The sequence below is a fragment of the Arenibacter sp. F26102 genome, from assembly GCF_023015865.1.
In the GTDB taxonomy this organism is placed as follows: domain Bacteria; phylum Bacteroidota; class Bacteroidia; order Flavobacteriales; family Flavobacteriaceae; genus Arenibacter.
In genome coordinates this window covers 452641-465361 of sequence record NZ_JALKBC010000001.1, presented here as the reverse complement: position 1 = coordinate 465361, position 12721 = coordinate 452641, and the positions used below count along the sequence as shown (strand labels likewise).

Annotated in this window: 8 protein-coding genes; all 8 read right to left on the bottom strand. The window is 40.6% G+C overall.

Features of this window, described 5'->3' with window-relative positions:
- Positions 1-17 precede the first annotated feature (17 nt).
- The 8 genes from MWU78_RS01850 to MWU78_RS01815 all read right to left on the bottom strand — a co-directional run bounded on the left by MWU78_RS01850 (position 18) and on the right by MWU78_RS01815 (position 12659).
- Positions 18-2171 (bottom strand): TIM-barrel domain-containing protein, encoded by a 2154-nt coding sequence (locus tag MWU78_RS01850; RefSeq protein WP_246994423.1) that lies wholly within the window; start codon positions 2169-2171, stop codon positions 18-20.
- 42 nt (positions 2172-2213) lie between these two features.
- Positions 2214-3074, bottom strand: coding sequence for a fumarylacetoacetate hydrolase family protein (locus MWU78_RS01845; protein ID WP_246994421.1), 861 nt, complete (start codon positions 3072-3074; stop codon positions 2214-2216).
- A gap of 93 nt (positions 3075-3167) precedes the next feature.
- Positions 3168-4751 (bottom strand): arylsulfatase, encoded by a 1584-nt coding sequence (locus MWU78_RS01840; RefSeq protein WP_246994418.1) that lies wholly within the window; start codon positions 4749-4751, stop codon positions 3168-3170.
- Between the two features lie 12 nt (positions 4752-4763).
- A complete protein-coding gene (locus tag MWU78_RS01835; RefSeq protein WP_246994416.1) occupies positions 4764-7115 on the bottom strand; it encodes a PDZ domain-containing protein in 2352 nt (783 codons plus the stop codon).
- Between the two features lie 32 nt (positions 7116-7147).
- The gene (locus MWU78_RS01830) at positions 7148-9391 is read right to left on the bottom strand and encodes an alpha-L-fucosidase (protein ID WP_246994414.1); all 2244 of its coding nucleotides are present in this window, start codon (positions 9389-9391) and stop codon (positions 7148-7150) included.
- A 150-nt stretch (positions 9392-9541) separates the two neighbouring features.
- Positions 9542-10318, bottom strand: coding sequence for an SDR family oxidoreductase (locus tag MWU78_RS01825; RefSeq protein ID WP_246994412.1), 777 nt, complete (start codon positions 10316-10318; stop codon positions 9542-9544).
- 49 nt (positions 10319-10367) lie between these two features.
- A complete protein-coding gene (locus MWU78_RS01820) occupies positions 10368-11690 on the bottom strand; it encodes an L-fuconate dehydratase (protein ID WP_246994410.1) in 1323 nt (440 codons plus the stop codon).
- A gap of 102 nt (positions 11691-11792) precedes the next feature.
- A complete protein-coding gene (locus MWU78_RS01815) occupies positions 11793-12659 on the bottom strand; it encodes an AraC family transcriptional regulator (protein WP_246994409.1) in 867 nt (288 codons plus the stop codon).
- Positions 12660-12721: the final 62 nt, after the last annotated feature.

Here is a 12721-nt window from a genome sequence, read left to right as displayed (position 1 = left end):
CCTTTTTGAACAGGATTCTATTTCGTTTTAAATTCCCAAATTACTTTTTTGTTGTAGCCATAAGGCTTCCCTTTTTTCGGACTGCCTATAGTACCTCTTAGGTTTCCTTTTTTATCCCTTTTCACTTGAATACCGACTTTTGAATATTGGCCCTTTTCAAAATCGAAGCTTAAGCCATCATCATCATAAAGTGTAAACTCCCCATCCTTTATTCCATAATGACGAATGATCAAGTCTACCTTTTCTCCCTTCCTAGGAGCCTGTCTTTGAATAGGTCTCATGGGAACAATTCCGCCATCCCTTACAAACAATGGAATTTTTTCCAAACCGGGAGCTACTGTAATCACTTCATTTTCACCTACTAATTTACCGTCGTAGAAATCGAACCACTTCCCTTTGGGCAGGATAACCTTTCTCTCCTTTTCCCCTTCGAACATTGGGGCCACCAAAATATTATCGCCCATCATATATTGATCCTTAATTTCACTTTTAATGGCAACTTTATAAGGATTGTCCGTGGAGTCCAATTCCCCTTCGGCTACCTTCTGGTCATAGGAAAAGCCATCTACCAAATTCATGGCCCTAAATGGAGGCAAGCCTTCAAAATGATATTGGGAAAAGGTGGTATAGATATACGGCAATAACTGCATCCTTAAATTGGCCACGTCCCTAACGGCAGCTTCGACTTCGGGAAAGGACCAAGGTTTGGTACCATCCGCCCATGCATTCAGCATGGCCATGGGTGAAAAGCAAACGGATTGCATTCTACGCAACCACTCTTCAGCCGTTTTTGAAGCCCGTACCTCGGGAGTCCATAACACTCCTATAAAACTGCTATTTACCAAGGCTGTTATAAAATCCTTATGACTGTAATAATCGTTGTAAATCACATAGGGCAATGAACTGGCTCCAGCATTGGAAGCCCTTACCAGACCATAAGTTCTCTGATTCCTTTCCTTGAACCATTTAGCGGTCATATCCTGGATCAGCAGGCCGTAGACCTGCCTCATTTGTTCGCCACTATACCCAGAGGGAAATGTAGCTACATCTGGCCACACCCAAAAGTCATAACCATCAACCTCATCTATTTTATAACCGCTGACCCCTATGTTTAAATGATTTTCAACAAAGTGTGCCTTAAAAATATCACGGGTTTCCTGAAGCATCAAATCGGGCACTATTCCGTTCCAAACCGTATGCGAAGCGGAGAGACCTTTTAATTTAGGATATAAGGAACCTATAGGGGACACATAAGGATTCAACCACAAATTGGTACGAATACCTTGGTCAAGCAGTTCATTGTTGAATTTTTTCGGATCTGGAAACCGTGTTTTGTCCCATTCAAAGGTGCAGGGATAGGACATGCTGTGCCAACCTGGCTCCACACCAATAAAATCTAAGGGAAAATCGTGATCTTCAAATTCTTTGGCTTCCTTAATAATATCGTACTGACTATAGAGTGTTGGAACTCTTTGGGTAAATCCAAGGCCCCATTTGGGAGGAATATAACCACCTCCGTTAAATAAATTATAGCGTTGTACAGCCTCCATAGGCGTAGAACCTCCATAAATATAAACATCGGTCCCCTTGGCAGGTACCAAAATCTCCACGGCATCGGAATAAGGTTGCGCCTGCCATTGCCGATCGGTATTCCTATCATGTAGTACGGGTTTGTCATCCGCATCAACCCGGACACCTGTCCCGGCATAAACGGTAATATATCTGGCGGCATCAATTAAAACCCCGTACCCTTTTGAGGAAACATAGAAAGGAACCGGGGCATGGGTACGCCCATCATCCCTGCCACCATAATGGTCCACATGCAATTGCATTATACGGCCTCTCTGGTGTACTGTCTTGAAATTGAGTCCCAAACCATATATTTGCTCCTCCCTTGATAAAGGAAATTGCAAATATGTCTTCCCATCGATGACCTTGGTTTTAATTTTATCCTTTTCAAAAGGAAAATTTGCTAAAGGCAATTTACTAAGTGCATCCTCCTTGGGCCGCACATCAACTGCCTTTAACAAACTAATATCCTCTGGATCCCCAACACTGGCTTTCCAAATTCCATTTTCAATCTCGGTCCACTCCAACACCTGTCCATACGTAGTACAGACATACAAGTTAGCTATAAGGCACAAAATGATTACATGGAATTTGGAAAACATGCTTATTGGGTTGGTTGGTCGGTTAATTAATTTACATGAATGTTATTTCCCGCTATAGGCCTTTGCAGTTTGCTTGGAACTACCAAGTCCCTCGATTCCCAATTCTACCACATCTCCTGCTTTTAAGTATTTAGGTGGATTAAATCCAAGCCCCACTCCAAAAGGAGTCCCTGTTGAAATAATATCCCCTGGCAATAGGGTCATGAACTGACTAATATAACTCACTACTTCTTGCACATTGAAGATAAAATCTGAAGTAGAACTATCCTGTACCTTTTCCCCATTCAATTTTAACCATAAGTTCAGGTTATTGGGATCTTTAATTTCATCTTTTGTAGCTATGAAAGGTCCAACCGGTGCAAATGTGTCGCAGCTTTTACCCTTCACCCATTGACCTTCACGTTCTATTTGAAAGGCTCTCTCACTGTAGTCGTTGTGCAGCACATATCCGGCAACATGATCTAATGCATTTTCTTCCGAAACATATGATGCCTTTTTACCGATTACCACTGCCAATTCTACTTCCCAATCCGTTTTCTCACTTCCTTTTGGAATGATAACATCATCATTAGGTCCTACTATGGCAGAAGTAGCCTTAAAGAACAATACTGGCTCCTTAGGCACTGCCATACCGCTTTCAGCTGCATGTTTTGCATAGTTTAGACCAACGCAAACAATTTTTGAGGGTCTAACCAAAGGAGCTCCTAAACGAACACTGTCGCCCACCTTAGGACAGCTACTTTCATTTTCTGCCAACCATTTTTTTAATTTTTCAAGTCCATCTGTTCCAAAGAAATCCTCATTGTAATCCCTTCCGAAGGCAGATACATCCAATCGGGTACCATTTTCCAATTGAACACCCGGCTTTTCCTTACCTATTTCTCCAAATCTTATTAGTTTCATTTGTTCCTATTTATTGAGTTACTATTTATATATAATTTTTGCTTCTGGTTTCCAATTTGATAAAATGCACATTCAAAGTAAGCAATTTTTAAATCAATTATAAAACACTTCCAATTGCTTCCAATCCTTACTTCCGTATCCTTCTTTGTCGTTCTTTTGCTTTTCCCCTGGATTGCTTCTCCCGTTTTCTATATAGGAGACCATTAATCTAGTCATTGCACTTTCCACTTCATGGAACTGACCATAAACATTATTCTTTTCCTGGGGATCCTTACTTAGGTCGTACAGCTGAAATTTGGGAAGATCCCCTATCCCTTCCGAATTTGGTTTGGGATCACTCCATCCACCAGATCCAGGACAAAAAATCATTTTCCAATTATCCTTTCTTATCGCAAAGCTTCCGTTGATGGAATGATGCACAGTAGCCTCTCTCTTATACTCTTTGGAATTGGGGTCATTAAACAAAGGCATCATTGAAAAACTATCTTCCCCTTCTGTATCTTCCAAATCGACTCCTACTATTTCGGCACAAGTAGCCATTAAATCGGTTGTGCAAATGGTTATACCCGATTTAGAATTGGGCTTGATTTTGGCTGGCCATTTTACCATAAAGGGAACTCTATGTCCTCCTTCAAAAATATCGGCCTTATGACCTCTTAAAATTCCGTTTGGGTTATGCCCCTTTGCAATCATTTCATTAATATTGGCCGCAGGGGAACACCCATTGTCGCTCGTAAAGATAACAAGGGTATTTTCTTCGATTCCCGCTTCCTTTATCACCGTCGCCAATTGTCCCATATAAGCATCGATCATCATCATAAAATCCCCATAAGGATTTAAATCACTTTTTCCTTGCCATTCCTCCGTAGGGAGAATTGGAGTGTGGGGCGATGGTAGCGCCAAATACAAAAAGAATGGATCCTTTCCTTTTGATATATTCTTGATATAATTAAAGGATTTTCTAAAAAAGTTAGGGGTAACATCATCAAAAACAAAATCGGCGGACGTGGGTCCCTTTCTCCACCATCCATATTTAGTCTTACTTTCGGTAACCGTATCCGGCACCATGGTAGGCATTCCATTTTCCACATACACATATGGAGCCATATCCAATGAACCACAGTGCCCATATGAATACGTAAAACCAAGGGTATTGGGAGAGTTGCCTACTTTCTTGGAGAAATCTATATTATCAAAATCTTCTGGGTTCCAACCTTCCCCAGATTCCACTTTAGGATCCTTTAGTGCCCAATCCCATCCCAAATGCCATTTTCCAATAAATGCCGTTTCATAGCCTTCCTTTTTTAGCAAAGAGGCTACAGTAGTTCTGTTTTTTGGAATCAAAGCATTGGATTTACCCGTAAGAACACTACTTTTTATTGGACTTCTCCAATTATACCTCCCGGTAATTATTCCATAGCGAGTAGGGGTACATACCGAAGAAGATGTATGGGCATCCGTAAATTTCATTCCCGCCGCACCCAAAGCATCCAGGTTAGGCGTACTGATCTTTCCTTCCGGATTGTAGAGACTAATATCTCCATAGCCAAGATCATCCGCCAAAACATATATAATATTAGGCCGCTTTTCCTTTTCCGCCGAACCTCTAAAACTGAGACCGTAGACTGCTCCACCGATTAACAAGGCAATTAATATATATTTATACAATGGCTTCATACGGCTTGGTCTTTATTTTTTTGTTGATAAGGATAATTCCTTTTCCTTCTGATTTCTAAATATAATAAGATTCAATTTGCCTTTCCAATTATTATTCTGATAAGACTTCATTAAGTCGGCCACCGTATTAATTTCAGCTCCCTCAGCTCCTATTATAACATCCCCCACCTGAAGTAAAGAGTTTCCTGCAACACTTTGTTTTTCCAAAGATAGAATAAGAACTCCGGCAGTCTTATCGAGACCGGAGGCCGAACGTTCTGCCATGGTAATTATATTTTTAATTTTAGCGCCCAACCAATTGAATGTAGCTGACTCTTCGCTAGTAGTGCCAAAAAACATAGCAGGTATAGCAGGAGTCTCGGCCAAGGTCCTTAGGGAAGTATTGGCAACTCCAAAGCTATCCATATCAAAGTTCTTAAATCCAATTTTAAAGGCTGGTGAATTCTCTTTTACTGAATAGTTCCCAATTTTCGCATCAGTAAACAGGGCATCACCGAAAATGCTATTTTGATCCACCCCTTTACTCTGGGTTTTCAACAAGGTTTGCTCATCCGGAAAAAGATTATAATCTACTTCCTTGCCCCAATCCTGTAATCGTATATCCTTGTGCTCGGTAAAAACAATATTGTGCTTAAATACATCTCCACTATTCTTGAACCATACATGAGGGTGAAAGCCATTATTTATCATGACGTTGTTTTCCACGGTGCGAAAAAATCCTTCCCTCAATTTAATTCCCCCATTTAAACACACATTGTTGTAAATATGATAATTGGAGGATCCGTCATCCAAATCTATATCCCAGCCATGATCGCAGCGAAATCTATTGTTTCTTATGACCGTAGTGTGAATGGCGTCCCATTTGGGCATCTCCGGATTAGCTGTTACAATTTGATTTAAAGTGTCGCGCTTTGGATGCCAAAATCGGTCCCTACCCCATGAATTAAATGCTCCATGATCTCCGGATTCCAGTACAGTACTGAAAACATCGTTGTATTCAATTATATGTCCGCCCCAAGTGCCATCACCAATATTGATTCCTGCCCTGGGAACATCATAAATACTGTTGCGGCTTACGGTAATATCCATGGCCATGGCAATCTGTACGCCAGCCGTTTGCTTTTCCACTCTTCCGGTGCGATGAATGAGATTATTATCTGCCGTCGAATTACTAGGGTACTTATTTGATTTTGGCCCATGAACTGTGTCCATTTCCGCTAAGGGAACAAATTCGTTGTATTGGAACGAAGGTGATCTCACTGCTTCGGGACTACCCACAAAACTGATGCCCGATGCCCCACATTCATGAATATGATTATCGGTAATTGCCACATCCCTGTTGAAGTTACTAACCAAAATAGCATTACCGCCCATATTAGTCAATTCACAGTTGTTGATACTCATTTTTTGGGTCCCCTCAAGAAAAATGGCTGCACCTCTATATATGGTCCAATCGCTTCTTAGCAATGGCTCATATTCTTCCATAAAAGTGAGCTGCGTATGCTCAAATTTTATTCCACTTATTTCAATGTCCCAAACCGGATTTTCTTCAGTACCTACAACTTCCACCAAATGCTTTAATTGCACCCCTTCCATCAAGGCATTGCCAAGATCACTTCCCTCGGTGGGCCAATAATATAGTCGGTAATCCTTATCCAAGAACCACTCCCCTGGAGCATCCAATTCTTCGAATACATTTTCTACCATACGATACTTGGTGTGCATTTTTGATGGCCGATTATTTTGGTGCCCTCCTGACAATATAAGCTCTCCATTTTCATCAACCCCTGTGGAAACGTAATGAAATCCTCCCCACTCACCACTATGCATAGCGTGCACTATTGCTCCTACAGGATTTGCCCAGGTTTTTATTCTTTCCGGGGATATGGCATCTTCGGCATGACCCTGCCAATGTCCACCATTTTCGTCATAATTGGGGTAACGTGCCAATATTTGTTTATTTCCGTTAACGAATAGCTGATCAAAACTGTCCTCCTTCTGCAATTGTGCTACAAAAATATGATCATTGAACCTTTCCCATTTGGAATTAAGCACTTTGGAACCTTTTACCACTGTCTGTTCCACCCCTTCCCCTATCAATTTCAAAGGTCCAAATTCTGGTTTGATCCTTATGGGCGAACTTATTCTATGATCGCCCTCCATCAAGTGTATGGTCAGGGCATTTTTAACGCCTTCCTTTCTTAGTTGAGCCACGGTATTAACTCCTTCTTCGATAGAACTAAAAACCAATTCTCCATTATTAAATTCCTCCACATTGGAAGTTATATAAATATCGGATACCGTTGGTGAGCACCCTATTAAGGATAAGGCAAATACAAAATTATATAGCGCTATTTTTTTCATTAACTATTTAAAAGAAATTTTTAGCCAAACTCTTAATCCAATAAAAAATCCAATTCCGCAATGGCTGCAGTTTTCCCATTACCGGCAATTTCCTTGGATTCAATTCTAATATATCTGGTACTTATTTTAGACTGGAACATATGGGTTCTGGTCGTAGGATCGTTTATTAAATTTCCAAAGCGAAAATCCGTAACGTTATTCCACGATTTTCCATCCGAACTAATTTTTACGACACCCCTTGCCAACATCCCTTCGGATGAAGAAGTTTGAGGCGTGTAGGTAAATCCGGTTACAGCGTATTCTTTTCCAAGGTCAATATTGATATAATGTGCTTTAGAACCTGCAGCGGAACTCCAATATGTACTTTGATTGCCATCAAAGGCATTTTTAGCCGCATATTCCCCGTCAACACTATCCACTCCAAGGACTTTCCAATCCTTTTTGATAATTCCGAAAAGCTGTGAAGTAATACTGCCCAATTGTCCATTCACTTCTGCTACTGCCTTCACCTCTCCTGAAGGTATTTTAAAAGCTTCATTGTAAATTGCAGAGGCCGAGGTGGGCTCGCTACCGTCCGTAGTATAATGAATTTTGTAACCAGAATTTATGTTTCCCGCTATATCTTCCCCATGGGGTTTCCATCCAAAATTGTCCTTTTTGGGCGATATTGTTACAGAACCATCTACCGATCTTTCGATACTGAGCTGTGGCGGCCTTGCCTTGTAATAATGTGCCGAAATGTGTGCTATAGCAGGATAAAAGCGCGATTCCAAGATTCTAATCCGCAGTTTTTGGGTAGTAACTTCCGGGAATCGTAAAATTCGCTTATAACCAATATTGGTGGCCGTGGCAATTTCTTTCCAGGCATTGTCCACCCAGGCATCCAAGGCATGTTTTTCTACCCGTTCACTGTGGGTGTCTATAGCCTCTTGAATGGCAAGTCTATTAATGGTAATCGGCTTCGGGGTTTCAATGATAATTTCATTGGCATCATCGCCTATAAGTTGAAAACTACTTAGGTCATTGTCCAAGACCTCATTTGGTCCTTTTGCACCCGATAGCAAGTTACCCCCATAGGTCTCGCTGATCCGCTGCCCAACCTCTTCCAACACCAGAACATCCCTAGGCGAAAACTCACCTTCCCTATTGGGCGGAATGTTCAACAAAAAAGTAGAGTTCCCACCAACCGATCTCTCATACATATCGAATACGTCATCTGTACTACGGACTTTCTGATCCGTGTCATCCCTGTAAAACCAGCCTTCGCGAATAGAAGTATTGGTTTCTGCCTGTTGATAATGAAGATATTTTCCCTTATAAAGGTCGTCCCTACTTCCTAAAGACTCATCAGTTAAATCTGGAAAGCTGTTCATTTGATTGGGGTCTTCCTGATAGGGAATCACATTCCATTCCGTATCCCTAGTACCACCAGATTCGTTTCCGCACCAGCGAATATCCTCCTTTCCAAAAATAACCGCCTTTGGCGCCAAAGCTTTTATCAATTCCTTCCATGCCAAATAGTTATAAGTCTGACCGCCCTTTCTTTTCGGGTGTGCACCATCAAACCAAACTTCATGTATAGGCCCATATTCCGTAAGTAATTCAAACAATTGGTTTAAGAAATACTCATTGTAATCGTCTACCTTAAAGGTAAAAGTGCTAGAGTTTTCAAAGGGCCTTCCTTCCACTTTCCGTGGAATTGTTCTCTCGGTATACTCACTTAAATTTCCATAAAGTCCATCCTTATTTTCTATTTGAAACAAATCGGCAGGGGAAAGGTACACCCCTAATTTAAGACCGTATTTTTTACAGGATTCGGACAATTCTTTAAGGACATCACCTTTTCCTTCCTTAAATGGCGAAGACATTACCCCATGTTCCGTATAGCGGCTTTGCCATAATACAAAACCATCGTGGTGCTTGGCGGTAAAAATTACCATTTTCATCCCGGCATCCTTCATGGCCCTGCACCATTGGTCGGTATCCAATTTTTGCAAATCAAATATGCTTGGTTCCTCCATACCATTTCCCCACTCCATTCTAGTAAAAGTATTGGGGCCAAAATGAATAAAAGCTATAAACTCGTTCCGTAAAGCAGAATACTGGTTTGGAGTTGGCACAACGTGCGCCGCCTTAAGCAAAATGGAATCATTACTATCCGTTTCATTTACTTCAATAGTATTGGACACTGGCATCACCAAGGCATTGGGCCCCGATTTTTGGGAACAGGCCGCGAATAGTGATACTATGGCTACGAATTGAAATAATCTATTCATTTAGTTATAGTTGAGTGTTCATAATTCCAAACATTGATGGAGCGGGCTGTTACTGGTTTCTTTTTTCTTAAAATGGAACTAAAACATCAAAGTGATATCCAGCTCCATTTATAAATCGATCCAACAACAGGTGTTCCTGTTAAACCAAACCTATCCGTTCAACTTTATATAACCTCCATCGATTGGAAAATCGGTTCCTGTAATAAAAGAAGCCTCGTCCGAACATAGATAAACTGCTAAATTAGCTACCTCCTCGGGTTTTCCCATTCTACCTATAGGTTGGGATTGGGACAGTTTCTCGAACATTTCCGCTTCTTTTCCCGGGTAATTTTTATTTATAAATCCGTCGACAAAAGGCGTGTGGATTCTAGCAGGGGAAATGGTATTGCACCTAATACCCTGATCCAAATAATCCTTTGCTACAGAATAGCTCATGGTGAGTACCGCTCCCTTGGACATGGAATAGGCGAATCTGTCCGAAATACCAACAGAAGAAGCAATTGAAGCCATGTTTAATATAACCCCACCTTTTTCCTTCATTTTGGTTATAACGGCATGCATGCAATTATAAACCCCCTTTACATTTACATTGTAAATGCGATCCATATCCTCTACCTCAGTACCTTCCAAATTTCCCACGTGGGCTATTCCGGCATTGTTCACCAAAATATTTATATACTTATCTGCACCAATAGTGGAAATTATTTGCGCCACTTGGGCATTATTGGAAACATCACAAGCGTGAAAAGTGGCCTTCCCGCCCTTAGCTTCTATTTCTCCAACAACACGTTCTCCATTTTCTGCATTAAATTCTAAAATGTGAACATCGGCTCCTTGGCCGGCAAAAGCTTTGGAAATAGCTTCACCAATACCACTGGCACCACCTGTTACTACTGCTGTTTTGTTTTCTAAACTAAAAAGTGACATATTATTCTTCGGATTATTAATCTTATTTACTATTCAACTTAATCTCCTATTATTTGGCCGTTACTTCATCCTTCCAAATTACGCCATCCGGAAAACTGTAATCCTCCAAGGATTGTTCTTTCATCGTAATACTGTAACCGGGCATTGAGGGGGGCATATAGGCACCATCCTTAATAACCACCGGGTCATAGAAATGTTCATGCAAATGATCTACATACTCTATAATACGATCCTCCAAGGAACCACTAATTGCAATATAATCGATCATGGACAGGTGCTGTACATATTCACATAGTCCAACCCCTCCGGCATGTGGACAGACAGGAATTTTAAATTTTGCAGCCATCAAAAGGATGGCTAAAATTTCGTTTACCCCTCCTACTCTACAGCTATCTATCTGACAGATACCAATGGCATTGGCCTGCATTAATTGCTTAAATACAACCCTGTTTTGACAGTGCTCCCCGGTCGCCACTTTAATAGGGTGTACGGCCTTGGCAATTTTTGCATGTCCCAAAATATCGTCCGGACTAGTTGGCTCTTCGATCCACCAGGGATCAAACTTCTTAAGCTCCGCCATATTGGCTATCGCCTCGTCCACATCCCATTTCTGGTTGGCATCCATCATAAGTTTTAAGTCGGTACCGATCTCTTCCCTGATAATTCCGGCACGGCGCATATCATCCTTCAAATCCGACCCTACTTTTATTTTCATATGCTTAAAGCCAGCCTCTTTGGCCTCTTTGCAAAGTCTCCTCATTTTGTCATCCGAATAGCCAAGCCATCCTGCGGAAGTAGTGTATGCAGGATATCCATCCTGTAATAATTTATTGATTCTTTCCTGTTTGGATGCCTCTTTTCCCTTGAGCAGATCCAATGCTTCCTTAGGAGTAATGGCATCTGTAATGTAGGTAAAATCAATACAGGAAACCAATTCTTCGGGCGTCATATCCGCCAAGAGTTTCCATAGTGGTTTCTTTTCAACTTTGGCATAAAGATCCCAAACCGCATTGACCACTGCTCCCGTAGCCAAATGAATCACCCCCTTTTCAGGACCTAACCAACGTAATTGACTGTCGCCTGTAATCATCTTCCAGAAGGCTCCCATGTTTGAGGTAAAACTATCCAAAGATTTACCTTTTACCAATGGCGCCAATGAATGAATAGCAGCAGCACATAGTTCATTGCCCCTACCAATGGTAAATGTCAACCCATGCCCCTCAAGGCCATCAGGATGGTTAGTTTTTAAAATTACATAGGCCGCGGAATAATCCGGATCTGGATTCATGGCATCTGATCCATCCAGTGATTTACTGGTAGGAAATCGAACGTCTTTTACCAAAACATCCGTAATAATTATTTTGCTGTTCATTTGGAATAATATTAAAGAAACAAAACTAAATCCAAACCATTTTTAGAACCACCACTAGAAGCACCAATTCTGATACTTTTTTGACCGAAATTATCATTTTCTCTACTTTTGAGTATGAAGTTTAATATAATCAGAGGGGGACATGCCTGTAATTGACTTGAAATGTCTATTAAAATTCGAAATATTATTAAAGCCCGACTCGTAACAAACCGGGGTAATGTTATTCCTATTCTCTATAAGTAATTTACATGCATACCCTATTCTTATTTCATTTAGATAACGCGTAAATGTTTTTCTATGGATTCGTTTAAAAAACCTACTAAAGGCCGAAGGGTTCATTTTTGCAATTTCCGCCACATCTTTTGAACCAATTGGTTGGTTGAAATTCTTGAATACAAACTCATATATTTCATCCAGACCCTTATTATCCGTTTTATTAAAGGTATTTAAAAATCCAGGGCTGGACAATAATTGATATTCCTCATGATTTGCCAATTTATACAAAATCTCAATAAACTTGATTGTTTTTTCAAATGGTTCCAGGCTGTGCAGTTTCTTAATTTTTTCAACAACCTTATGGTCTATATTGGAAAATTTTATTCCCTGGGCCGCCCTTTTTATCAATTGCAATATAGGTTTCATCTCTATGGCACCCAAAAATTCCAACCCTAAGAAATCTTCCTTAAAGTGTATGGCGATGGCTTCGGAAACCAAGTCCGAATCGGGCTCGAAATAAACTTCATCATTAAGCCACATATGTGGAAGGTTTTTACCGATCAATACCAGATCTCCTTCTGAAAATTTTTCAATTCCGTCTCCAATGAAACGCGTTCCCGTACTTTTCGCAATATAAACTAATTCCAATTCCGGGTGATAATGCCAAATTTTTAAGAAATGGGAATAACTATTTTGTGTAACGGTAAAGGAACTGTTCTGTAAACTGGCCCTGTTAAGAAGGTGTAATTTCATAAAATAAGATAAATAACAAAAGCGTAATGAGATTTTAAATATACATCTTTTTTTGCACCGAT